Origin of the sequence: Labrys methylaminiphilus subsp. lupini (genome assembly GCF_051161885.1) — a bacterium.
Classification (GTDB): domain Bacteria; phylum Pseudomonadota; class Alphaproteobacteria; order Rhizobiales; family Labraceae; genus Labrys.
In genome coordinates this window covers 3,673,735-3,697,400 of record NZ_JBMDIH010000001.1, presented here as the reverse complement: position 1 = coordinate 3,697,400, position 23,666 = coordinate 3,673,735, and the positions used below count along the sequence as shown (strand labels likewise).

Here is a 23,666-nt window from a genome sequence, read left to right as displayed (position 1 = left end):
CTTCAGCCCCTGGATCCCCTCGCCCTCTCTCGCTGCGCTCGCGAGCGGCTCGGCCGGGGATGGCAGATTATGAAGCCGCGACCAGTTCATAACTTTCAAATTCAATGCCGATCCCGCGCCACCGACTGCCGTCGATGTCGCTGAGGAGATCGGCACCCCAGATATTCAGGAGCTTCCCATGCCATTGCGCGTCGGATTGATCGGCTGCGGCAATATTTCGGACATCTATCTTCTCAACGCCGCCCTGTTTCGCGATTTCGATTTCGTCGCCTGCGCCGACCTCAGGGAGGAGGCGGCGAAGAAACAGGCCCAGAAATACAATCTGCAGCGGCGCAGCATCGAAGCGCTGCTGGCGAGCGACGATGTCGACATCGTGCTCAACCTCACCGTGCCCGAGGCGCATGCCGAGGTCTCGCGTGCCGCGATTGCGGCTGGCAAGCACGTCTATGGCGAAAAGCCGCTCGCCACGCGCCTCACCGATGGCATCGCGCTGATGGAGGCGGCGAAGTCGAAGGGACTGAGGGTCGGCTGCGCACCCGATACGGTGCTCGGCGCCGCCATCCAGCAGGCGAGGCTGCGCATCGATGCCGGCGAGATCGGCCGGCCGCTGATCGGTACCGCCGCGGTACTCGGGCACGGCATGGAGCACTGGCACCCCAATCCGGAGTTCTTCTTCAAGCCGGGCGCCGGCCCGGTCTTCGACATGGGTCCCTACTACCTCTCCACCCTCGTCAATCTGCTCGGGCCGGTCGCTTCGGTGATGGCCTTGAGCCAGAGCGGCTTTGAGGAGCGGGTGGTGACCACCGAGAGCTCGCCGTTCAAGGGGCAGAGCATCGCGGTAGAGACGCCGACCAGCATCCAGGCGCTGCTCGCCTTCAAGTCCGGTGCGCAAATCACCTTCCTGGCAAGCTGGGACGTCTGGGCCCATGGCCAGTTGCCGATCGAGCTCCATGGCACCGATGCGTCGCTGCGCGTGCCCGATCCGAACTGGTTCGGCGGCGAGGTCTCGCTCGCCCGCCCGCGCGAAGCCTGGGAAAGCCATGCTTCGTCTGGCGACCGTTTCGGCCAACCGAACTGGCCGGCGGAACATCCCGTCAATGCCAATTATCGCGGTCTCGGCCTTGCCGACATGGCACGCGGCATCATCGACGGCCGCCCTCATCGCGCCAACGGCGATATCGGCTTGCATGTCCTCGCCGTGATGGAAGGTGTCCTCACCGCTGCCGAGCAGAAGCGGCCGGTGCTGATCGAGCAGGGTTGCGAGCGGCCCGCGCCGCTCGGTGACGAGGAGGCGAGGGGGCTTCTGGCCTGAAATTTGCTGAGGGGGAGGCCGGTCCTATTCGTCCACCGGCTTCCATTCGTCGCGTCCGAGGTCGATGACCTTGGGATCGCTGCTCGCGGTGCTGGCGCGACCCTGCGGGGCCGGAACAGGGCCTTCACGCCATTGCCGCAGCAGGCTCGGTAGAAGGAGCGCGAAGCCGATGATGTCGGTAACGAAGCCGGGGATGATCATCAGCACGCCGCCGAGCGCCACCATCATGCTCTCGCGGGCTGCGCCGTTGCTTGGCTCGCCGCCCTGCATCGCACGCAGCAGGCGCGAGAACACGCTTCCGCCCTGCCGGCGCAGCAGCGAGGCACCGATGAAGGAGGTCGCCACCAGGGCGATCAGCGCCAGGGCGATGCCGATCCGGCCCGCGACCCAGACGAAGGCGGCGATTTCCGCAAAAGGCAGGATCACAAGTCCGGCCAGGCCGAGCCAAGCCCAGCCAGCGGGAACATTGAAGCTGCGTGCGATCATCGGTGTCTTTTCTCCTGAAGCAAGGACGCGTTTGCCGAAAATGCGTCCTTGCGGGTCTTGGTGGTCCCGCCAAACAGCAACCGCTTTGTCGGAGCCCCCCCTGCAAGATATCAAACATTTGCAGAGTTTCCCGGTGGGGCCGTCGTCGGCCCCACCGGGAAACTCTGTTTGGGCCTTGCGCAGCGGCACACGCCGCATGCTGGCCATGTTTGCCCTTCATGGTAGCATGAAGCTGGCAAACTGCTCGATAAACACCATATAGGTGAGGATTGTGGCATTGCCACAGGGGACTTGAGCCGTTATTTCGAGTCGTCACTCGGTCGGTGGGGATGCTGAAGGCACAAATGGGTAGTTTCGATATCATCACGCTGGTGTTTCTGGGGCTCGCGGTGTTCGTGATCTTCAAACTCCGTTCCGTGCTTGGGGAGCGCACCGGCGCCGAGCCTCCAACATTCGAAGGGTTGCGGCGAGACGCCCAGCCTGCGACCCGCGACGACAGGGCCGTAAACCCGCCGCAGCGCGAGGCCGAATCCCCTATCGAAGCCCAGGCGCCGACACCCGCCTTCCCCTGGGAAGGTTTCGCCGAGAAGGACACGCCCCTCGCGGCCGGGTTCGATGCGATTGCCGTCGTCGATCCGAGCTTCCAGCCGCAGAGCTTCGTCCCGGGCGCCAAGGCGGCCTATGAGATGATCGTCACCGCCTTCAACAATGGTGACCGCAAGACACTGAAGAACCTGCTGTCGCGCGAGAATTTCGACGCGTTCTCCCAGGACATCACCGAGCGCGAGGCGCGTGGCGAGACGGTGCAGGCCAATTTCGTGTCGATCGACAAGGCCGACATCGTCGCCGCCGGCGTCAAGGGGCGCGTTGCCGAACTGACCGTCAGCTTCGTCTCGCAGATGATCAGCGCCACCAAGGACAGGAACGGCGCGGTCGTCGATGGCAGCGCCGATCAGGTCGCGACCGTCTCCGATACCTGGACATTCGCGCGCGATACCAGCACCAAGGACCCGAATTGGCGCCTCGTGGCGACCGGCGGTTGAGCGCGGTCGGATAGAGGCGGGCGGGCCACGGTATCGATGTCATGGGAATCTTGCGCCGAATCGGGCCCTTCGCCGCTTTCTTCGTTGCGGCCGGCCTAGCCTGGGCCGGCGAACGTCCGCTGCCGCCTCCGCTTCCGGCGGGAGCGACGGCCGCGCTAGTGCCCTTCGGCAAGCTTCCGGGTTGGAAACGGGACGATCACGCCGAGGCTTGGCAGGTCTGGCTCGCGTCCTGTCGCTCGCAGGCCGCGAACAATCCCGCCCTCGATGCCGGCGTGCCGGTCCCGACAGATCTGGCCGGCCTTTGCCGCGAAGCCCTGAAGCGCGGAGCGCTGGATGGCCCGGCGGCCCGCGCGTTCTTCCAGGCCCATTTCAATGCCTGGCGCATCACCACGCAGAAGGGCAGCGGGCCCACCGGCGGAAAAGCATTCTACACCGGTTATTACGAACCTGAGCTCCGGGGATCGCTGGTGCGCGAAGGCGAGTTCCAGACCCCGCTCTATGACCGGCCGGCGGATCTCGTCAGCTTCGAACCCAACGCCATACCGCCCGGTTTCGAAGGCTACAGCGCAGCCCGGCGAAAGCTCGACGGCAGCCTGGAGATCTATCCGGACCGCAAGGCGATCGAAGAGGGAGCCCTGGACGGGCGAGGGCTCGAGATTGCCTATGTCGCCGATCCCGTCGACCGCTTCTTCATGCAGGTGCAAGGCTCGGGACGCCTGCGGCTGCCGACGGGCAGCGTGGTGCGCTTTGCCTATGCGGGCAAGAACGGCCAGCCCTATTCCGCCATTGGCAAGGCGGTGGCTGATAGGCTCAACATCCCGCCCCGCGACGTCACCATGGCAGGCCTCAGGGATTTCCTGGCGCGCGACCCCCAGGTTGCGCGCGAGGTGATGTGGCACAACAAATCCTTCGTCTTCTTCAAGGTGGCCCCCTTCCTTGGCGCCGATGCCGGCCCGATCGGCGGCGAGGGGCTGCCGGTGACGCCGCTGCGCTCCATCGCCATCGATCGCAAGATCTGGCCCTACGGCCTGCCCGTCTTCGTCGAGACGGCAATTCCCAATGTCGGCGGCGGTGTGAAACCTGAACCTGTCCGCAAGCTGATGATCGCCCAGGACACCGGATCGGCCATCATAGGGCCGGCGCGGGCCGACATTTTCTTCGGATCGGGCGCCAAGGCCGGTGCGGTTGCCGGTGCGGTCCGCCATGGCGGCGGCTTCTACGTGCTGTGGCCCAAATCCTCCCCCAGTACGGATAATGGCCCCGAGGCGCGGCCATGACCCGCCGCAAGGGGCTAACCGCCGAGGACAGCGAACTCTGGGCCTTCGTCACCCGGGAAATCATCCCGCTGAAACGCCGCCGCCGCAAGCTGGCCACGGCTGCAGCCAAGGCAGCGGAAACGCCACCGGAGCCTGCTTCACCTCCCGCCAGGCCTGCGGCGAAGCCGAAAGCCGCGGCCAGCCGTCCGGTCAAGCCCCCTCCCGCACCGCCGATACCGCCGATAGCACCCATCGACAAACATGAGCGGCGCCAGGTCGTGCGCGGCACGCGAGCCATCGATGCCAGGATCGATTTGCACGGCATGCGCCAGGTCGAGGCTCACGGCGCCCTGCGGGGCTTTCTCGCCATTGCCCAGATGCGTGGTTATTCCATGGTGCTGGTCATCACCGGCAAGGGCGGTGGCGGCGATATGGCGTTTTCGGGCGATGAGCGCGGGGTGCTGCGCCGCGTCGTGCCGCAATGGCTGCGCATGCCCGATCTCAGGCCCCTGATTCTCGGCTTCGAGGAGGCGCATCACGGGCATGGCGGCAGCGGCGCCCTCTATGTCCGTCTGCGCCGCATCCGCAGGCTTGGCGAACGATGACCCCCTTTGGTGCCCGATTACGCGCCCTGCGCGCCGCCCGCGGCCAGAGCCTCAAGGAGATGGCAGAGGCGCTCGGCGTCTCGGCCGCCTATCTGTCGGCCCTGGAGCATGGCAAGCGCGGGCAACCGACCTGGATCTTGCTGCAGCGGATCATCACCCATTTCAATATCATCTGGGACGAAGCCGAGGACCTGCAGCGCCTGGCTGCGCTGTCCGACCCACGCGTCGTGGTCGATACCGCCGGTCTGTCGCCACAGGCCACGGAGCTTGCCAACCGGCTGGCCCAGGACATCGCGAAACTGCCCGAGGCCGAGGTCGAGGCGATGCTGGCCCGGTTGAAGGCGATCGATGGAACATGAAGGCCGGATATCCAGGCATGCCAAATCGCATCACGCCCCTCTTCACAATTCGGTCTTCCTGCGCGCATAAGGCAAGCCGTTCGAGTAGCTCGGGAGTTGGTATGTGACGGCGAACAAGGACGAGAACAAGCCGGCCGCGCGATTGCTCGTCCTGCCGCCCGGGAATGAGAAGCACTCCACCTTTCGGCGGCTGCTGCGCCGCGTGCCTTGGCGCTATGTCGGGCCGATCCTGTCGATCGGGCTGTTCGTCGGTGCGCTCATCGTGCTGGCGTCGATCCTGCGCGGCGTCGAGCCGGAGAAGGTGGTGGCCGCCTTCACCGCCACGCCGACGACGGCGATCGCCCTCTCGATCCTGTTCACGGCGCTGTCTTATCTCGCCTTGACCGGCTATGACGGCCTGGCGCTGCGCCAGATCGGCGCCAAGGACATTCCCTATTCCACCGCCGCCATCGGCTCCTTCACCTCCTATGCGATCAGCTACACGCTCGGCGTGCCTCTGCTGACCGCCGGCGCGGTGCGCTACCGGGTCTATGGTGGCGCGGGGTTGTCTGCGCCGCAGATCGCCGCCCTGACCCTGGTGTGCACGCTGACCTTCTGGCTCGGCATGGGGGCTGTCCTGGCGTTCGGCCTGGTGCTGGTGCCGGGGTCGGTGGCCGGCGTCGACCATTTGCCGTTGTCCCTCAACATGTCGATCGGCGTCGCCATCATTGCCGTGATCGTCGGCTATGTCGGCTATGTCTCGACAGGCAAGCGCGTGGTGGCGGTCGAGGGCTGGTCGATGCCGCTGCCGGGCGGGAAGGTCACCGTCGCCCAGATCGTGCTCGGTGTCTTCGACGTCTGTGCCGGCGCCGGCGCGCTCTACATTCTGCTGCCGGATCAGGCGGCGAACGTGCCCTTCTTCACCTTCATGGTGATTTATGTGCTGGCAGCCTTTCTCGGCGTGCTCAGCCATGCACCGGGCGGCATCGGGGTGTTCGAGACCACGATGCTGATCGCGCTGCCGATGATCGCCAAGGATGATCTGCTCGGCCGCATCATTCTCTACCGCGTCATCTATTACTTCGTGCCCTTCGCCCTGGCTCTGGCGATTCTGGGGGCCTATGAGCTGGCGCGCCGGCGCCATGTCGTCGGCAAGATGGTGGACCAGGTCGCCAGCATCATGAAGCCGCTCGCTCCGATCCTGGTGGCGGGCGCCATGTTCCTTGCCGGCGGCGCCCTGCTGATCACCGGCGCGGTGCCGGCCACCGAAGCCCGGCGCATCCTGCTCTCCAACCTGGTGCCGCTGCCGGTGGTGGAAACGGCCCACATCATCGCGTCGCTGTCGGGCGTGGCACTGCTGTTCCTGGCGCGAGGCCTGATCCGGCGCATGGAGGCCGCCTGGCGCGCGGCGATGCTCGTCCTCGTGATCGCCACCGTCGCCACCTTGCTGCGCAGCGCCGATTGGCGCTTCATGCTGACCTTGTGCTGCGCCTTGCTGGTGCTTGCCCTCAGCCGTCCGGCCTTTCCCCGTGGCTCGCGTGTGTTCGGCATCGATTATTCGCCGCTCCTGCTCGGCGCCATCACGGCCATGCTGGCGGTGACGGTGTGGATCGGCTTCTTTGCCTTCCGCTTCGTCGACTACACGCCGGAGCTGTGGGTCGCCTTCGGCTATGGCGATGAGATGTCGCGCTTCCTGCGCTCGACCAGCCTGGCTGTCACAGCCGCCATCGTCATCGGCATTCTCAGTGCCTATTGGAAGGGCGGTATCGGCTTGGTGCCATCAGCTTCGATCGATATATCCGGCCTGGTCGCGCGGGTGCCTTCGGCGGAGGCCCGGCTTGCCTTGCTGCCCGGCCAGATGCTGCTCGCCAACGATCAGGGCAACGCTGCCATGGTGGTGGCCCGCGCCGGGGCGTCCTCGATCGCGCTGGGCGATCCCATGGGTGATCCCGCCTTGGTGCAGGATCTGCTGTGGGTCTTCGGCGAGAGGGCCGAGCAGCAAAGATTGTGGCCGGTAATCCTTTCGGCCTCGCCGCGGATGCGGGCTGATTATCTCGAGGCCGGCCTGACGCTGACGCCGATCGGCGATCACGCCACGCTCGATCTCGCCGGCCTGGCGGAAGAGCCCTATAGCGGCGCCAATGCTATTTTCTCCTGGGCCGATATCCATGCCCTCAGTCTGGATCTGGTTCCCGCCGGCGCCACGGCCGCGATCATGCCGACGCTGGAAGCCGTGTCCCGTTCCTGGCTCGCGGGCACCGGCCGAAGCGAAGGCCATTTCGTTGTCGGACGCTTCTCGCCCGGCTGGATCCGGACCAATGACTGCGCCATCCTGCGCCGGGCGGGCGAGATCGTCGGCTTTGCCGTGGTGATGCGCAGTGCCGACAATGAGGAATGGGCGGTCGACATCCTGCGCTATCTGCCGGAACTCGGCATCTCGACGCTCGATTTCATGCTGCTGCGCCTGTTGCGTCTCGCCAAGGCCCGGGGCGCCCGGCGTTTCGATCTCGGCCTGACGCCCAACCCGGCGCAGGCCGGCGAGAATCTCGGCCCGGCCTGGCAACGCGTCACACCGCTGCTGTTCCGCTTCGGTGATCACATCGCCAATTTCGACGCGCTGCGCGGTTTCAAGGCCCGCTTCAATCCCCGCTTCGAGCCGCGCTATCTTGCCTGTACGGCGGGCTTTGCCTTGCCGCACATCCTGCAGGACGTCACCACCTTGATCGAGAAGGGACCGGAGAAAACGGGGTAGGCGCAGCGGCCGACGTCATTGCTTCGCTGCGCGCGCAATGACGGATGTCGGTCAATGTTTGGCCTCGCCGATATCAACCTGCCAATTGAGAGCTTGTCGCATGAAACTGCTTTCGCGAGCCGGCCTGACCATCTGCCTGACAATGCTGCCGGTCTCCGTTGCCTTAGGGGCGCCGACCTATCTGTCGTGCAGTTTCCCCAATCCCCCGAAAGAGCCACAGATCTTCAATTTCGCCCTCGATGCGTCATCGGGAACGCTTGGGGTCCATGTTCCCGAGACCGGCAGCGAGAGAAAGGTGAGGGCGGTGTTCGGCGCGAGCACGGTCACGGCGAATGAGGGCTCTGTGGCGTGGGAGATCGATCTGTCCAGACGGGCTGTCATCCGCGACAAGAGGATGGTGGGGGAGAAGGATCGCGGCGCCTGCAAGGATATATCCGCTGAGGAAAGCGGCTTCGGGCAATAGGTGCTATCCAGTCATGGCCGGCTGGGTGGAGCACATCACCGGGCAGGCATCGCAGAAGGCTTTGCCCGCAGTCTTGACAAAAGGGGAGTCCGGGTCGACTATCGTTAGTATACAAACGAATTTGACCCGCCTTCGGGGGCTCGCTCCATGCCGTCCTACAGTGAGTTTTCCGCCCATAGCGAGTTCGAGACGCCGGCTCCGGCAGTCTCGGCAGACGGCAAGATCCGCTGCGATGCCTGTCCGGTGATGTGCTACATCAAGCCGGGCATGGCGGGGGCCTGCGACCGCTATGCCAATGACAATGGCACGCTGGTCCGGGTCGATCCGCACATCCTCCTGGAGCGTACTGTTTCCGAAGGTGGTGACCTCGTGCCCTTCGGCAGCGCGAGGGGATGGGACGGCTCTTTGGTACCGAGTCCCGAGAAATTCGTCACCGCCATCGGCGCGGGCACCACCTATCCCGACTACAAGCCGGCGCCCTTCATCGTGTCCTCGCAGGTCGAGGGCGTCGACATGGTCACGGTGGTGACCGAGGGCATCTTCTCCTATTGCGGCGTCAAGGTGAAGATCGACACGGATCGCTTCGTCGGGCCCGAGCAGAGCACGGTGCGGGTGAACGGGGAAGCGGTCGGCCACGTCACCACCGGCGAATATGGCTCGCAGATGCTGTCGCTGGGAGGCGTGCATCATCTCACCGGCGGCTCCAAGAAGGAGGGGCGCGTCACCTGCGACGCCCTGCTGGACCTATGCAACCGCAAGCCGATCGAGATGACCGTGGATGGTGGCGCCACCCTGGTCATCGAGGCCGGCAAGGCGCCAGTGGTCAATGGGCAGCTCGAACAGCGCATGCGCGTCGGCTGCGGTTCGGCCACCATCGGCATTTTCGCGCGGCAATGGCTCGGCAAGGCTGACGAGGTGGTGGTGGTTGACGATCACATCACCGGCGTTCTGTCCGAGCATCAGGCCGGCAAGCTGCTCGACATCCCCGACACCGGCATCAAGCTCAAGGGGCGGCGCTCCACGCCCGGGCGCTATTTCCAGGTGGCGGAGCCCGGTACCGGCTGGGGCGGCACCAATATCGATGATCCTCTCGCCATTCTAGGCCCATTCGACCCCAAGACGGCCTGGCCGGGCCTGCGCCTGCTGATGGTGAGCACTACCGGCGAGCATCACGGCTATTACGAACTCGACGAGACGCTGCGGCCGGTGCGGCGGGACCTGCCGACATCCCTGGTCGAATCGGTGGAGCGCATTGCCGAAAATTGCGAGCCGGCTCTCGCTACGGTGCTGTTTATCGGCGGCGCCGGCGGGTCCCTGAGGGCGGGTGTCACCGAAAACCCGGTGCGGCTGACCCGTTCGGTCAAGGATGCCCTGACCTATGTCACCTGCGGCGGTGCGCCTGTTTATGTCTGGCCGGGCGGCGGCATCACCTTCATGGTCGACGTCACCCGCCTGCCGGACAACGCCTTCGGCTATGTACCGACGCCGGCTTTGGTGGCGCCGATCGAGTTCACGCTGCGGCTCGACGATTACGAGGCGATGGGTGGGCATATGGGCCATATCAGGCCACTCTCCAGCCTGCGCGAAGGGGTCGATCTCGCCCAGCGCGCCGACAATCCCTGGCCTTTCGCCCCGCATGCGGCCCGGAGGTCGCACGGATGAGGGCCGGGCCGCAGGCCGCGTTCCTGGGCGATAACAGGCGCCTGCACCTGCAGCATGGCCCGATCGATCTCATCATCGAGGCGCAGGCCGAGCCCGAGGCGGTGCAATCAGCCTATGGCGCCGCGATGCAGCGTTTCGACGGTCTGCTCGAGACACTCTGCGAGGAACTCCCCCTCCTGCGATCGCCTCAGACGGCGAGGAGCCTGCCAGCGCAGGGCGTGGTTGCACGGCGCATGCAGGCCGCGGTCTCCCCCCATGCCGGCAGCCATTTCATCACGCCGATGGCGGCGGTGGCCGGCGCCGTGGCGGATGAGATCCTGGCGGCGATGCGGGGGGCGGCGCCCCTGCGCCGCGCCTTCGTCAACAATGGCGGCGACATTGCCGTGCATCTGGCCGAGGGCGAGGACTTCGCCATCGGCCTTGTCGACCGCCCCGACAGGCCTGGTCTGTTCGCCCGCAGCCATATACGGGCGGGCGAGGGGATCGGTGGCATCGCCACCTCCGGCTGGCGTGGGCGCAGCTTCTCCCTGGGTATTGCCGACGCTGTTACCGTTCTGGCCGCGGATGCGGCGGCGGCGGATGCGGCGGCCACCATCATCGCCAATGCGGTTGATATCCTCGGCCATCCCGGCATCCTGCGGGTGCCGGCGTCCTCACTGCAGCCCGACAGCGATCTCGGGGAACGCCTGGTGACGCGGGATGTCGGCTCCCTCACACATGAGGACATAACCGCGGCGCTGCGGGCGGGGGAGGCGAAGGCTCGCGGCCTACTCAACGATGGGCTGATCCGCGCCGCCGCCCTCCATCTTGCCGGCGTCACCGCGCTGGTGTCGACTGACAACACTCTGCTGCAACCGAAAGCCGCCTGACATGCCCGAAATCGTTCTGCGCAAGCGCGCCATCATCGTCGAAGAGATTTTCCACGAGGGCGGCCCCGTCAGCGCCGTGCCGCTGAAGCGCGGCGCCATTCTGAGCGTGATCCGCAATCCCTTTGCAGGCCGCTATGTAGAGGAGATCGCGCCCTTCATGGAGGAGCTCAAGCCGCTCGGCGTGGAGATGGCCGAGGCACTGCTGGCGGCGCTCGGCGGCAAGGCCGGGGAGGTCGAGGGCTATGGCAAGGGTGCCATCGTCGGCGCCGCAGGCGAACTCGAACATGGCGCGCTCTGGCATGTGCCCGGCGGCTACGCCATGCGCGAGATCCTCGGGGACGCCAAGGCGATCGTGCCCTCGGCCAAGAAGCTCGGCGGACCCGGCACGCGGCTCGACGTGCCCGTCACCCATATAAACGCCTCCTATGTGCGCAGCCATTTCGACGCCATGGAAGTGGGGCTCGCCGACGGGCCCAAGGCGGACGAACTCCTGCTGGTCCTGGTGATGACCACCGGAGCACGCATCCATGCCCGCGTCGGCGGCCTCGCGGCCAAAGACGTCAAGGGCGTGGATGGGCTGCGGTAACTCTGTTCTGGAAAGGAAACGCCGTCATGCCGGCCAGCATCCGCAAGCTCGTCACCTTCGTCGAGGAAGTCCGCCGCGAGATGGACCGCCCCGTCGAGCCGCCGACCCGGCGGGCGGCGGCGATCGCGGTGATCGCCAATCCCTTCGCCGGCCGCTATGTCGAGGATCTCACGCCGCTGATGGAGATCGGCGAGGAGCTCGGCGCCTTGCTGACCGAGCGGGCGGTCGCCGCCCTCGGCATCGAGGGGCCTGATGCCGAGAGCTATGGCAAGGCCGCGGCCGTGGGCGAGAATGGCGAGCTTGAACATGCCGCCGCCATCCTGCATCCCAGGATGGGCACGCCGGTGCGCAAGGTACTCGGCAAGGGCGCGGCGCTGATCCCGTCGGCCAAGAAGCGCTGCGGCCTCGGCGGCGTGCTCGACGTGCCGCTCGGCCACAAGGACGCTGCCTATGTGCGCAGCCATTTCGATGCCATGGAAGTGCGCGTGCCCGACGCGCCGCGTGCCGACGAGATCTTGGTGGCGATCGTCGTCACCGACAGCGGCCGTCCCCTGCCGCGTGTCGGCGGCCTGACCAAGGCCGAGATCAAGGGCGAGGACGGCTTGCGGTAGGGGATCAACAAGCGACACGGCTGGGACCGCGGACGTCCTCGTCCGCTCCTTGGAACCGCGGCGTTTGCGGGAAAGGAAGAGACGGACGGGACGTCCGCGGTCCCAGCCGCGGTGTTTCCCAGGCCTCGCATGATGGCCTTGACGCCGCCGTCAACGATCTGTTCCCTTGGGCATTGTCGATTATGCGGCTTCGGTCGACGGTCCGGCGCAAGAGCGACAGGGAGCTTCGACGATGCGATTTCCTCTGCGGCCCGTGCTCGCCGGCCTCGCGTTTGCCCTTATCTGCTGTACGGCGCTTTCCACCCCCGCACTGGCGGACAAGCGTATCGCCCTGGTGATCGGCAATTCGGCCTATCGCAATACGGTGCCGCTGCCCAATCCCCGCAACGATGCCACCGATGTCGCTAAGGCCCTGAAGGCGGTCGGCTTTACGGTGGTCGAGGGCTACGATCTCGACAAGCGCGGCATGGACGATGCCTTCAGGCGCTTCGCCAATGAAGCCGACGGCGCCGACGCGGCGCTGTTCTACTATGGCGGCCACGGTTTCCAGTTCCAGGGCTCGAACTATCTGATGCCGGTGGATGCCAAGCTGACCGGGGTCGGTGACGTCAATTACGAGATGGCGCGGGTCGACGACATCCTGTCCGACTTGCAGCGTGCCAACGGCGTGCGCATCGTCATGCTCGATGCCTGCCGCGACAACCCCCTGGCCCAGCAGCTTTTGTCCAAGGCCAGCCCGACCCGCTCCCTCGGCGTCAGCCGGGGGCTGGCCCGCATCCAGCAGACGGCGGGCAGCGTGATCGCCTATTCCACCCAGCCGGGGGCCGTTGCCGCCGATGGAGGCGGCCGCAACAGCCCCTTTGCGGCAGCCTTTCTGGGAGAAGTCGACAAGCCGGGCGTCGAAATCGGCGCGCTGTTCCGCCGTGTCGCCGCCAATGTCTACAAGGCCACCAATGAGCGGCAACTGCCCGAGGTCACCTTCTCGCTGCTGGGCGATTTCTATTTTGCCGGCGGGGCTACGACCGCTCCTGCGATCTCCGCGCCCAGCACTCCGACGACGGTGGCGCCACAAACGCCGACGCCGGCGCCGCTGGATGCCGGGGCGCGGGCTGCTGTGGAAGGATGCGACAAGATGGCGGCTTCGCCGCAGGACATGGACCGCCCTTCGGGCGTGCCCGGTGTCGAGTTCAACCGCATCCAGCCCCGGCTGGCCGTCGAGGCCTGCCGGGCGGCACTCGCGGCCGCTCCCGAGGATCGGCGTGTGCAGTTCCAGCTGGCGCGAGCGCTCGATGTCGCCGGCAGCGATACCGAGGCTCGGGACCTGCTGACGAAGGCCGCCGCTGCGGGTTCGGTTTCGGCCATGTCGGATCTGGCACTGATGCTGGAGACGGGCGAGGGCGGACCTGTCGACCTGGCGCGTGCCGTGAGCCTGTTCGATCAGGCGGCAGCGGCCGGCAACGTCTCGGCGATCCGCAACATCGCCATCGAGTTCGAAAACGGCACTGGCCGCCCACGCGACGCAGTGCAGGCGGCGCAGTGGTACAGGAAGGCGGCCGATACCGGCGATCCGCAGGCGATGGGTTTCCTCGCCGTGCTCTACCTGCAGGGCACGGGAGTTCCTAAAAACGCGGGCGAGGCGCGCCAATGGATCGACCGGCTCGTCGAGACCGAGCACACCCAGACCATGCTGCGGGTCGGCTATGTGCTGCTGGGTCAGACCGGCGCGGTGAAGGACTTCGCCACGGCCCGCAAGCTGTTCCAACGCGCCGCCGAACTGGGCGACGGCGACGGCAACGTCATGCTCGGCAACATGGCGGCCAATGGCATTGGCGGGCTGCGTGATTTCGGCAAGGCCGCGGATTTCTTCGAGAGAGCAGCTGCGATCGGCAACCTCAATGCCAAGGCCAGCCTGATCCCTTTCCTGATGGCGGGCGCGGGCGGCATCAAGCGTGATCCCGGCAAGGCTGCCGATTATGGTCTGGAAGCCTTGAGGGGTGGCTCGCCGGTGGCACGCGGTCTTCTGATCGACAAGGCCTCGACCTCGCTCACGCCGCAACTGCGCAAGGCCGTCGAACAGCGGCTGGCCAAGGCGGGCCTGCTCAATCGTGCTGCGGATGGCAGCTATGGGGCCGATACGCTGGCAGCGCTGCAAGCCTTCGTGCTGGCGAAATGACGATTCAGGCATCGCGACCCGTCCGTTTCGTAGGCGCCCTCGGAAAATCAGAGTCCTATTCGATCGGGTCGGAAAATCGAGGTCTCCCAAATCGCGGTGGTTATGGCGCTAGGCGCGCCCGGGCTTGCGCTCGATGACCTTCTATCCCTCAACCGTCACGCCGCCGCCCGCGCCGCTCGGGACGTGGCGGAGTTTGGCTGCCGCGTTGAAGAATCCGCTGGAAATGTGGTCTGCCGACATGTTCGAGACCGATGTCAGCGTGATGCGCTGGCCGGGTGGGCGCTTCATCACGGTGACCAGCCCCGAGCTCGCCAGACAGGTGCTGCTCGACGATGCCGAGTCCTACGTCAAGTCGACCCTGGTGAACCGGATCCTCAAGCCAGCGATGGGAGAAGGGCTGCTGACGGCGGAAGGCGAGGCCTGGCGTGCACAAAGGCGAGCTGCCTCTCCTGTGTTCCGGCACGAAAAACTGGTTCCCCTCGTGCCGTCGATGAGCAAATTCGTCGGCCAGACGGCCGCTGCGTTGCGGGCCTTGCCGGATGGCAGCCGCGTGGATGTCATGCAGGTCATGATGGCCACCACGCTGGACATCGTGGTCGAGACGTTGTTCGGGGATCCCGGCCCCCATTACGACCGTGACAGGACCATCGAGGACGTCGACCGCTATTTCCGGACGCATGGCGTGGTGGGGTTTTCCGACTATGTCGGCCTCCCCGAATGGTTCCCGCGCCTGCGTCATCGCGGAAGAGGCGCGATCCGGCGCTTGCGGGAGACCGCCCGGGCCTTCGCCGAGTCGCGAGCGACGCCTGTCGATGGGATGGACAGTCTCACCAGCCTGATCGGCCGGGCCGTTGATCCGCAAACAGGCAAGGCCTTGCGGTTGGAGGAGGTGGTCGACAATGTCGTGACCTTCGTCGGTGCTGGTCACGAGACCACAGCCTTGGCGGTCACCTGGGCGCTCAGCATCCTTGCCAATCTACCCCAGTTGCAGGAGCAACTGCACGCCGAGGCCGAGGAGATATGCGGGAAGGACCCGGTCACCGCCGAGGCGATCGATCGGCTCGACCTGCATCGGCGCGTCATCCAGGAGACTATGCGCCTCTATCCGCCGACACCGGCTGTCGGTCGGACGGCCATCCGTTCCACCAGGCTGGGAGACCTGACCATCGGCAAGGGCGATCACCTGACCATCGCCGTCTATGTCCTCCAGCGCCATGCCAAGCACTGGCACGATCCGGCTGGCTTCGACCCCGATCGCTTCGACGAAGCGGAAATCCGCAAGCGCCATCGCTTCGCCTACATGCCGTTCGGTGGTGGCGCGCGCATCTGCATCGGCATGAAGCTGGCGACCATGGAGGCGACGGTGCTGCTGGCCACGCTGATGCGGGAATTGCGCTTTGCGCCCGACCCCGATCATGCCATCTATCCGCAAATGAGCATCACCTTGAGGCCCTGCGGCGGCATGCCCCTCTTCGTGCGAAGCGCCTGAGGAGCCATCCATGCTCGGCGTCTGGCTGCAATCCCTGACCCAGGACTACCTCGACCTCGGCCTGCGCGCGGGCGCGGGCCTGGAGGTCCGCATCCTCGAGCGTCCGGGCCTGTGGATGGACGATGACGCGCTCGAAGGCGTGCGGCAGGACCTGTCCGCCGTGGCGGCGGCCAATCTGCCGGGGCAGGTTCTCAACTATGGCGTCTTCGCCGGCGGCCGCCGGGCCCTGGGCAGTAGCATCGTCACGATCGTCTATCGCCGGGGAGAGAATCCGCGCCCGGTTGCCTTCAACGCCCTGGCGATGATGGATGTCGACCTCAACGGCCGCCCGGAACGCGTTATCCATCTCGGCCTGGTGATGGTCGATCCGGCCGAGCGCAGCCAGGGTCTTTCCTGGGTTCTCTACGGCCTGACCAGCCTCCTCCTGCTGGCCCGCAACCAGCTCAGGCCATTCTGGATCTCCAACGTCACCCAGGTTCCCGCCGTGATCGGCCTGGTGGCGGAGGGTTATTCGCGAAGCTTTCCGAATCCGGCCGGTACCGACGGGCGCAGCTTCACCCATCTTCTGCTGGCCCGACAGATCCTGCAGCGCCACCGCGCTGTCTTCGGCGTGGGCGAGGAGGCTGAATTCGACGAGGAGCGCTTCGTGATCGCCAATGCCTATACCGGCGGGTCCGATGCCCTGAAAAAGAGCTTCGAACAGGCCGCCAAGCATCGCGACACGCGTTTCAACGACTATTGCCGTACTGTGCTGGATTATGAGCGTGGTGACGACATTCTCCAGCTCGGCGTCATGGATATCGGGGCGGCCCGCCGGTATCTCACCGAGAGCGTGCCGCGCGAATCGCTGCGTGGCCTCCTGCTCTCCGCCGCCTTCGCCGGGCTGCAGGGCCTGATCCTGCCCTTGGTCTATTGGCTGGCGCCGCATCGTCAATGGGGGGAGCTGCGTCCATGCCGGAAATAGCCAAGCCGGACCTGGCAAGGCCTGAGAGCCGCGAGGATTTCGACTATGGGCGCTTCATCACCCGCAATATCGGCTTCGTCACCGAAGCGGAGCAGGAGCGGCTGCGCAATGCCCGCATCTTCGTCTGCGGCACCGGCGGCATGGGCGGCGGCTGCGTGCTCGCTCTGGCGCGAGCCGGGGTCGGCGGGCTCGATCTAGCCGACCTCGATGCATTCGAGCTTTCCAACCTCAACCGCCAGGTCTTCGCCAATCTCGACACAATCGGCCGTCCCAAGGCCGAGGCGACGCGCGACCAGTGCCACCGGATCAATCCGGATCTCCTCATCGAGGTACATGGCCGCGATTGGCCAGGCAGCGCCGACACTCTGATCGCCCGCTGCGACGTTGTCGTGAACGGCACCGACGACCTTTCCGCCTCGCTCCTGCTCTACCGGCGGGCGAAGGCGCTCGGCAAGACGGTCGTCGATGCCTATGCCTCGCCCTTGCCCTCCGTCTATGTCACCCGGCCCGGCGATCCCATGCCGGAGGAGAGGCTGGGCTATCCTACGCTGGCGACACAGTGGAACCAGGTGAGTCCCGAGCAGCGCAGCCAGGCGTTCCTGCGCGAGGCGGAGCATGTCATGGTGCACTCCTCCTCGCGGCATCACATCGATCTTGCCCTGGCGGGGGAGGTGGCGGCGGGCAAGCGCAGCCGCATGTCCTTTGCCCCTATGGTGGTGACCACCGGCATGCTGATGGCCTATGAGACGATCGAACTCATCCTCGGCCGGCATACCGCCACCGATTGCCGGGGCTGGTTCTTCAACCCCTATCGCGCGCGCGTCGAGCACCCGCGCAATGCCGCGGTGGCGGCGCTGCTGCGCCCGGTGGTGCGGCGCTTTCTCGGCAAGCTCACGGGCGGAGCATGACGCAGGCCCAGCTCATTGCCGACAGCCTGGTGTCGATATCGGCCATCGGCGGGCTTGCCGTGGTGACATCCGTCCTGCGGCGAGGCGGCAGCACCGACATCGCGACGCGCCGGGTCCGGTTCGGACTCTGGCTGGTGATGATCCTGCTCGGCGCCCGGGTGCTGAGCTGGCTCACCGGCATCGGCCTGTTCTCGGCGGCGATGTTCATCGCGGCGGCCCTGATGCCGCTTGCAACCATCATGATTGCGGAAGGACTGCTGCGCCGCCATGCCGGGCCAACGGTCAAATATGCCAGTCTGGCGGCGACGATCGTCCTGCTGGTGCTGGCGCTCTGCCCCGAAAGCCTGGTCGAGCCCGGACGTTCCTGGTTCCTGTGCGCTGCCCAGCTCGCCGGCTTCGCCCTGGCGGGCTGGATGCTGCTGCGCCGTGATAGAGCCTCGCTCACGGCAAGCGAGAACTGGCTTGTCGACCGCATGATCCTGCCGCTGGTGCTGATCCTGCCATTACTGCTGACGGATTTCCGCTTCGACGGCTTCGATCTTCCGGTGCGGCTGGGCGGCATCGCCATTCTCTTCACCTGCTGGATCGTGGTGGGCATGGGCCGTGGCCATTTCAGCCAGGGCGAGACCATCCGGGCCTTTCTCGTACTCGCGGCCTCGGCCTGCGCCGCGGGCATCGGCGTCGCCGTCATGGAGGGATTGAGCCTCACGGGCGGCGTCCAGACCGTGGCCGTGATCTTTGCCGCCTGCCTGCTCGCCGCCATCTTCAGCGACAGCCAGCACCTGGCCGCGGCCGAACGCCAGAGAAGCCTGCTCGCCCATATCGCCGGCCATGGCACGATGGATGCTGCGGGCTTCCTGGCCATGCTGCGGCGTATCTGGTTGGTGGAGGACGCGCTGACCCTGGAGGCCGCCGACCTCAAGGATTTCGACGGGCAGGCCCTCGCGGCTTTGTTCGAGCGTGACCCCGTGCGCCGGGCCGGAGATTTTCGGGCGACATGGGCGGCCGGTAGCCCCGAGGAACAGATGGCGGCCTTGTTCGAGCGCTATGGCGCCACGCATATTCTGATGGCCGACCGGCAGCCTTTGACGCTGCTCGCCCTGAAGATCCCCGGCATGGTGTCGGGAAGGGCAATCGAGACCGAGCTCAGGGCGATGCAGCGTGTCGCCATGCTCTTGTCGGAGAGACATGATGGTCACCATTCGTAGGGGCGATTTCGACGCTTTCTTTGCGGCTCCCTTCGAGGCCTATGGCAGGCAGACACTCTATGTCTCGCCGATGCGGAACGATCTCCAGCGCTTCCTGTCGGTGCGCGAGAATCCGCTGTTCTCGGGGCAGGACGACCTGGCCTTCTTCACCGCCCATGCGGGCGGGCGGGTGCTCGGGCGGATCACGGCCCATGTCCATAGCGCCTCGAACGAGCGTTACCGCCAGAAGCGCGGCCTTTTCGGCTATTTCGACTGTGCCGACGATGCCGATGCCGCGCGGGCCTTGCTGGGCGAGGCGGAAGCCTGGGCGCGCGAGCGCGGCCTCGACGAATTGATCGGCAACTTCAACCTGACGGCGATGCAGCAGGCCGGCGTGCAGACCGGCGGGTTTGAGCAGGCCCCCTATACCGACCAGATCTACAGCCCGCCTCACGTGATGAAGCTGCTGGAGGGGGCCGGCTACCGCGCGGAATTTCCGATGAGCACCACCGCGCTCGACCTCACCGCCATCGATCCGGCGATGCTGCTCGGCCCCAAGCAACGGGCCCTGCTGGCGAGTGGCGACTATGCCTTCGCGCCGGTCGATCGCAAGACCCTGCCGGCGCGGCTCAAGGATGCGCATGCCATCCTCAACGCATCCTTCGCCGACAATCCGATGTTCGTGCCGCTGAGCTGGGAGGAATTCGAGTTCCAGGCGCGCGACATGAAGACCATCATCGATCCGCGCATTTCCGTGGTGATGCAGAGGCGCGGCGAACCGATCGGGGCCGTGATCGCCATCCCCGATCTCAACCCACTCGTCCGGGCGACAGGCGCACGTTTCAAGCTCACGACGCCCTGGCATTATTTGCGCTATCGCCTGACCCGCACGCGTGCCGTGATCATCTTCCAGGGTGTGCTGCCGGCCTATCACGGCGAGGGCGTCAACCCGCTGATGCTGCACCATGTCGTCTCCGCCATGAAGGCGGCGGGCTATCGCAGCGTCGGCGGCACCTGGATCGCCGATGTGAACCGGGCAAGCCTGCGCCAGGCCGAGAAGGCCGGCGCCCGCCAGCTGCATCGCCTCCACCTCTATCGCAAGGTCCTGTGACCCATGTTCGATGCCGCCACGCAGCGACGATTGGTTGGAGGTGCGAACCTCGCGCCGTCGGTGCACAACACCCAGCCGGCGCGCTGGTGCTTCGAGGCCGATGGCTCCATCGCGCTCCTGGCCGATCCTGCCCGACGCCTCGCCGTGGGGGATCCGGAGGGACGCGATTTAGCGGTTTCCTGCGGCGCTGCGCTGGAGGGTATGCTGATCACCCTCGCCGAACTCGGCCTTGGCGCCGGCACCATTGCGGAAGTCGATGAAGATGGCCCGGGCGGATTGCGGCGGCTGGCACGCTTCGAGGTGACGGAAGGCACGCAGCCGTCCGGCATGGCCGAGGCCTTGCGCAGCCGGGTCACCTGGCGCGCGCCCTTTCTCGCAGTCGAGACAAGCAAGGCGCGTGATTTGCAAACCTGGGCCGGTGAACGGCCCGACGTCACGCTGGTGGCAGCACCGGAACACAGGGCGTTTCTCGCCGGCCTCGCGGACGAGGCGAGCCTGCATCTCCTCCGCGACAGGGCTTTTCGCCTGGAACTGTTGAGCTGGATGCGGCTGTCGAGGTCCGATCCGGCCTATGGCGAGGACGGCATGAACCTCGATGCCTTGCACCTCAGCCCGATCGAAGGCTTCCTGGCGCGCCAGGTAATGGGCGGAGGCCTGTTCTCGCTGGTCGATCGTCTCAAGCTCGCACCCGCCCTCTTCGGGGAGCGCGGCAAGACGCTCAGTGCCGCTGGCATCGTGCTGTTTCACCGGCCCTTCGAGGAAACAGCGCTGCAATCGGGCCGGGCTTTCCATCGCTGCTGGCTGGAACTGACCCGCGTGGGCTTGTCGGCCTGGCCGATGGCTGTTCTCGCCGATGATCCCGATTGTGCCGGCGAATGCCGGCGCCGTTTCGGCATTGGGGACGGGCGGCGGCTGATCAATGCCCTGCGCGTCGGCCGGGCCGGTGGAACCGTCGGCAAGGCGCGCCTGAAGGCCGAAAGCCTGCTCGTCGATCTCACGGGAGTGGGTTGAGGCAAGAAAGAGGCGGACGTCTCGTCCGCCCTTCCTTGCCTCGAAAACCTCTCCTGTTTCTCCCGATACAAACAGCCGCCGCCGCTCGTGGCATGAGTGTTGATATCGAACGCTCAACCTGGATTGTCCCATGCGCCTGCGTCTTGCCCTAGCCGCCCTCCTGGCGAGTGCCACTCCGGTTCTGGCCGCCGACCTTGGCTATGCCACCGCCGAGCCGATCGCGCCGGTCGCCCCCTATAGCTGGACCGGTTTCTATGTCGGTGCCCATGCCGGCGCTGCCTTCGGCAATGCCAAGATCACCTCGAGCGACGGCTATCGCCAGGGCTTCAACAATGTCGGCTTCGTCGGGGGCCTGCATGCCGGCTACAACTACCAGTTCGACAACCATATCGTGGTCGGCCTGGAAGGTGACATCGACTATAGCTCCCTTTCCAAGACGCGCCATGGCATCGCCGCCGCCACGCCCTACGCCGTCCGCTTCAAGAGCGAGTGGCAGGGGTCCGTCCGCGGCCGCCTCGGCTACGCTTTCGACCGTTTCCTGCCCTATCTGACCGCCGGCGTTGCCTTTGCCGACGAGAAATACCGCGTCACGGTACCGGCTGGCGTGTCCTCGCAGAGCACCACTCGCGTGGGCTGGACTGTGGGCGCCGGCCTCGAATATGCGATCGACGAGAACTGGTCGGTGCGCGGCGAGGTGCGCTATTCCGATTTCGGCAAATGGCGGCTGCGCGGCAATCCCTCCGGCAAGGTCCGCTTCAACGAAACCACGGCGCTGCTCGGCGTGAGCTACAAGTTCTGAGCAAGGGATGCGAGGCGGGTGACGATTGTGGCGCAGTCACACCAGGGATTGCGGCGGATACGATGGTCGATCACCTCGAAGCCGGCCTCCTCCAGTTCCGCCAGGAGAGCGGGCAGCGGCCTGAGGGTGCGTGTGGGAACGCCATCCTCGACGAGGCATTGATGAGCGGCATCGTAGCGGGCGCAGGCCCCTGACGAGGGCGGCGGGCCGCATATGGTGCTGGCGATGAAGACGCTATCCAGCTGGAAGGCGGCGCACCTCTGCCAGGCAGAGGCAGCGGTCGGCGCCGATCAGGCAATGCAGGCAGGCGCCGAAGACCAGGGCAAAGGACGCGGCTCCGATGTCGAGTATGGCGCGGACATCGCCCTGGACGAAACGGCCGGCATGCCCGGCGGCCTTGAAGATCTCATTGGCCCAGGCGATGGCCGTTGGCGAGATGTCGATGCCCTGGACCCGATAGCCGCGTTCGGCCAGCAGCACGGCCGCGTTTACGTCAAATGTAGCGCTGACTCTAGGGCGTTTTGCGGCTCGGCGGAGCCACCGGGAAACGCAAGGGTGCGTCGAAGCAAGGCGTTGGAGCCAAGATCGTCTGGTCGTCACCACGCGTTGCTCTGGACCCGGCGTCGATTTCGGTTAGGATTCCCGAGACGCGTCTCTTTGTTCTCAGGGTGAAGCCGGGAGGCAGCATGGCGACCGACGTTTACGCTACGACCTTGCTGGCCATCGGCGGCCTGTTCGTCGGTTTGGGGCTGGTAGTTGCCATCCTGTGGGGGTCTGCGGCCTGGGAAAGGCGACGGCAGCTCTACAGGCGGCGTCGCTTGCGCCCGCTCTTTTTCGTTTTTGCCGCATCGGAGTGGGATGCTGGCGGTGCCGATGCTCCAGTCGGCTCTGGGGATGGCCATGGCGGCTGCGGGCATGGCGACGGGGGACATTGAGGCAGCCATGCTGGGACCCACACTCGAGACAGCCAGGCTTGTCCTGCGCCCGCCGGGGCCGGAGGATTTTCGAGCCATGGGCCGCGATGATGGTGGTTCCGCAGACGGCGCGCTACATTGGCGGCCTGATGGAGCGCGCGCCGGCGTGGCGGGCGATGACTTTGATGACCGGCGCGTGGATCACGCGCGGCTTCAGTAACTTCTCGGTGTAGAGACGGCGATGGGCCAGTGGGTCGGCCGCGTCGGCCCCTGGCAGCCCGAAGGCTGGCCAGGCACGGAAATCGGCTGGCCCCTGGCTCGTTCCCATTGGGGCAAGGGCTATGCCACGGAGGCTGCGGCGCGTTGTGTCACCTGGGTCTAGAGGAGCTCGGATGGCAGGAGATCGTCCATGTCATCCACTCCGGCAACACAGCCCCCATCGCCGTAGCCAGAAGGTTTGGTCCGCAGCGGTTGGGGTCGACCAGCCTGCCGCCGCCCCATAGCGGAGCGCTCTACGAACTCTATGGGCAACGGCGCCGATAAAACACGGAGGGCAGGGTTGGGCGGAGTGAATCCTCGACCTCGCGGGCTTCACATTCTTGCGACTGCATCTTGACGTTAACGTAAACTGAATGTATTTCCTCCTCATCCGCGATGCAGAGGTGTACGATGTCACTGAGCGAGATGGCCTTCTCCGATGAAGCCGCCGACCTGCGGAAGGGTGGACAGCGCAAGGAGCAGTTCACCATCCACGAACTGGTCACCGAGTTCGAGGTGACTTCGCGTACCCTGCGTTTCTACGAAGAAAAGGACCTGCTGACCCCCACGAGGCGGGGCCAGGAGCGTATTTATTCCCGTCGTGATCGCGCACGCCTCAAGCTTGTCCTGATGGGCAAGAGCGTCGGCTTCTCGCTCGAGGAGGTCAAGTCGATGCTCGACCTCTATGATCTCGGCGATGGCCAGGCCACGCAGTTGCGCGTCGCCCTCGAGCGGTTCGAAGAGAAGCTCGCCGAGCTCGACCGTCGCCGTCGCGACATCGACCACGCTTATGCCGAACTCAGCCATGCGCGCGACACCGTGCGCAGCCGCCTCGCCCGTCAGCAGAAATAGTCGAACAGGAACAGACA

Annotated in this window: 26 protein-coding genes; 24 read left to right on the top strand and 2 right to left on the bottom strand. The window is 66.0% G+C overall.

Going from position 1 to position 23,666, the window contains the following annotated elements:
- The first annotated feature begins 178 nt into the window (after positions 1 to 178).
- Positions 179 to 1,312, top strand: a complete 1,134-nt coding sequence (locus ACN6KF_RS17500; protein ID WP_434958066.1) for a Gfo/Idh/MocA family protein — start codon at positions 179 to 181, stop codon at positions 1,310 to 1,312.
- Positions 1,313 to 1,336: 24 nt separating this feature from the next.
- Here the strand turns inward: ACN6KF_RS17500 and ACN6KF_RS17495 are convergent, their stop codons facing one another.
- Entirely contained in the window at positions 1,337 to 1,798 is a 462-nt protein-coding gene (locus ACN6KF_RS17495) for an FxsA family protein (RefSeq protein WP_434958065.1), read from the bottom strand.
- Positions 1,799 to 2,142: 344 nt separating this feature from the next.
- Here ACN6KF_RS17495 and ACN6KF_RS17490 point away from each other — a divergent pair, with 344 nt between their 5' ends.
- From ACN6KF_RS17490 to ACN6KF_RS17400, 19 genes are all read left to right on the top strand, one after another.
- On the top strand, positions 2,143 to 2,841 hold the full coding sequence (locus tag ACN6KF_RS17490) for a Tim44/TimA family putative adaptor protein (protein WP_434958064.1): 699 nt from the start codon (positions 2,143 to 2,145) through the stop codon (positions 2,839 to 2,841).
- 41 nt (positions 2,842 to 2,882) lie between these two features.
- On the top strand, positions 2,883 to 4,118 hold the full coding sequence (gene mltA / locus ACN6KF_RS17485) for a murein transglycosylase A (RefSeq protein ID WP_434958063.1): 1,236 nt from the start codon (positions 2,883 to 2,885) through the stop codon (positions 4,116 to 4,118).
- Entirely contained in the window at positions 4,115 to 4,702 is a 588-nt protein-coding gene (locus ACN6KF_RS17480; RefSeq protein WP_434958062.1) for a Smr/MutS family protein, read from the top strand. Before mltA ends, ACN6KF_RS17480 begins: the two co-directional genes overlap by 4 nt.
- Positions 4,699 to 5,061: a helix-turn-helix domain-containing protein gene (locus tag ACN6KF_RS17475; RefSeq protein WP_434958061.1), complete on the top strand. Its 363-nt coding sequence runs from the start codon at positions 4,699 to 4,701 to the stop codon at positions 5,059 to 5,061. The genes ACN6KF_RS17480 and ACN6KF_RS17475 overlap by 4 nt, the downstream gene beginning before the upstream one ends.
- A gap of 103 nt (positions 5,062 to 5,164) precedes the next feature.
- Positions 5,165 to 7,792 carry a bifunctional lysylphosphatidylglycerol flippase/synthetase MprF gene (gene mprF / locus ACN6KF_RS17470; protein WP_434958060.1) on the top strand — a complete coding sequence of 876 codons (2,628 nt, stop codon included), beginning with the start codon at positions 5,165 to 5,167 and terminating at the stop codon, positions 7,790 to 7,792.
- A 100-nt stretch (positions 7,793 to 7,892) separates the two neighbouring features.
- Positions 7,893 to 8,255: a hypothetical protein gene (locus ACN6KF_RS17465; RefSeq protein WP_434958059.1), complete on the top strand. Its 363-nt coding sequence runs from the start codon at positions 7,893 to 7,895 to the stop codon at positions 8,253 to 8,255.
- 147 nt (positions 8,256 to 8,402) lie between these two features.
- Positions 8,403 to 9,917, top strand: a complete 1,515-nt coding sequence (locus tag ACN6KF_RS17460) for a 6-hydroxynicotinate reductase (RefSeq protein ID WP_434958058.1) — start codon at positions 8,403 to 8,405, stop codon at positions 9,915 to 9,917.
- Positions 9,914 to 10,786, top strand: coding sequence for a UPF0280 family protein (locus ACN6KF_RS17455; RefSeq protein WP_434958057.1), 873 nt, complete (start codon positions 9,914 to 9,916; stop codon positions 10,784 to 10,786). Before ACN6KF_RS17460 ends, ACN6KF_RS17455 begins: the two co-directional genes overlap by 4 nt.
- A gap of 1 nt (position 10,787) precedes the next feature.
- Positions 10,788 to 11,372 carry an amino acid synthesis family protein gene (locus ACN6KF_RS17450; RefSeq protein ID WP_434958056.1) on the top strand — a complete coding sequence of 195 codons (585 nt, stop codon included), beginning with the start codon at positions 10,788 to 10,790 and terminating at the stop codon, positions 11,370 to 11,372.
- Positions 11,373 to 11,398: 26 nt separating this feature from the next.
- Complete coding sequence (locus tag ACN6KF_RS17445; protein WP_434958055.1) at positions 11,399 to 11,983, top strand: amino acid synthesis family protein; 585 nt, start codon at positions 11,399 to 11,401, stop codon at positions 11,981 to 11,983.
- Positions 11,984 to 12,215: 232 nt separating this feature from the next.
- Positions 12,216 to 14,156 (top strand): caspase family protein, encoded by a 1,941-nt coding sequence (locus ACN6KF_RS17440; protein WP_434958054.1) that lies wholly within the window; start codon positions 12,216 to 12,218, stop codon positions 14,154 to 14,156.
- Between the two features lie 133 nt (positions 14,157 to 14,289).
- Entirely contained in the window at positions 14,290 to 15,645 is a 1,356-nt protein-coding gene (locus ACN6KF_RS17435; protein WP_434958053.1) for a cytochrome P450, read from the top strand.
- 10 nt (positions 15,646 to 15,655) lie between these two features.
- Positions 15,656 to 16,609 (top strand): hypothetical protein, encoded by a 954-nt coding sequence (locus ACN6KF_RS17430; RefSeq protein WP_434958052.1) that lies wholly within the window; start codon positions 15,656 to 15,658, stop codon positions 16,607 to 16,609.
- Entirely contained in the window at positions 16,597 to 17,517 is a 921-nt protein-coding gene (locus ACN6KF_RS17425; protein ID WP_434958051.1) for a HesA/MoeB/ThiF family protein, read from the top strand. The genes ACN6KF_RS17430 and ACN6KF_RS17425 overlap by 13 nt, the downstream gene beginning before the upstream one ends.
- On the top strand, positions 17,514 to 18,725 hold the full coding sequence (locus tag ACN6KF_RS17420; protein WP_434958050.1) for a hypothetical protein: 1,212 nt from the start codon (positions 17,514 to 17,516) through the stop codon (positions 18,723 to 18,725). Before ACN6KF_RS17425 ends, ACN6KF_RS17420 begins: the two co-directional genes overlap by 4 nt.
- Complete coding sequence (locus ACN6KF_RS17415) at positions 18,706 to 19,815, top strand: GNAT family N-acetyltransferase (RefSeq protein ID WP_434958049.1); 1,110 nt, start codon at positions 18,706 to 18,708, stop codon at positions 19,813 to 19,815. The genes ACN6KF_RS17420 and ACN6KF_RS17415 overlap by 20 nt, the downstream gene beginning before the upstream one ends.
- 3 nt (positions 19,816 to 19,818) lie before the next feature.
- Complete coding sequence (locus ACN6KF_RS17410) at positions 19,819 to 20,826, top strand: nitroreductase family protein (protein ID WP_434958048.1); 1,008 nt, start codon at positions 19,819 to 19,821, stop codon at positions 20,824 to 20,826.
- Positions 20,827 to 20,956: 130 nt separating this feature from the next.
- Positions 20,957 to 21,625, top strand: a complete 669-nt coding sequence (locus ACN6KF_RS17405) for an outer membrane protein (RefSeq protein ID WP_434958047.1) — start codon at positions 20,957 to 20,959, stop codon at positions 21,623 to 21,625.
- 62 nt (positions 21,626 to 21,687) lie between these two features.
- Positions 21,688 to 21,819, top strand: a complete 132-nt coding sequence (locus ACN6KF_RS17400; RefSeq protein WP_434958046.1) for a hypothetical protein — start codon at positions 21,688 to 21,690, stop codon at positions 21,817 to 21,819.
- Between the two features lie 40 nt (positions 21,820 to 21,859).
- On the opposite strand, the gene ACN6KF_RS17395 is transcribed toward ACN6KF_RS17400, so the two are convergent.
- Entirely contained in the window at positions 21,860 to 22,105 is a 246-nt protein-coding gene (locus ACN6KF_RS17395; protein ID WP_434958045.1) for a class I SAM-dependent methyltransferase, read from the bottom strand.
- A gap of 206 nt (positions 22,106 to 22,311) precedes the next feature.
- Between ACN6KF_RS17395 and ACN6KF_RS17390 the strand changes: the two genes are divergently transcribed.
- From ACN6KF_RS17390 to ACN6KF_RS17375, 4 genes are all read left to right on the top strand, one after another.
- Entirely contained in the window at positions 22,312 to 22,560 is a 249-nt protein-coding gene (locus tag ACN6KF_RS17390) for a hypothetical protein (protein ID WP_434958044.1), read from the top strand.
- A gap of 86 nt (positions 22,561 to 22,646) precedes the next feature.
- Positions 22,647 to 22,772 carry a hypothetical protein gene (locus ACN6KF_RS17385; RefSeq protein WP_434958043.1) on the top strand — a complete coding sequence of 42 codons (126 nt, stop codon included), beginning with the start codon at positions 22,647 to 22,649 and terminating at the stop codon, positions 22,770 to 22,772.
- Between the two features lie 8 nt (positions 22,773 to 22,780).
- Positions 22,781 to 22,921: a GNAT family N-acetyltransferase gene (locus tag ACN6KF_RS17380; RefSeq protein ID WP_434958042.1), complete on the top strand. Its 141-nt coding sequence runs from the start codon at positions 22,781 to 22,783 to the stop codon at positions 22,919 to 22,921.
- 287 nt (positions 22,922 to 23,208) lie between these two features.
- The gene (locus ACN6KF_RS17375) at positions 23,209 to 23,649 is read left to right on the top strand and encodes a MerR family transcriptional regulator (RefSeq protein WP_434958041.1); all 441 of its coding nucleotides are present in this window, start codon (positions 23,209 to 23,211) and stop codon (positions 23,647 to 23,649) included.
- Positions 23,650 to 23,666: the final 17 nt, after the last annotated feature.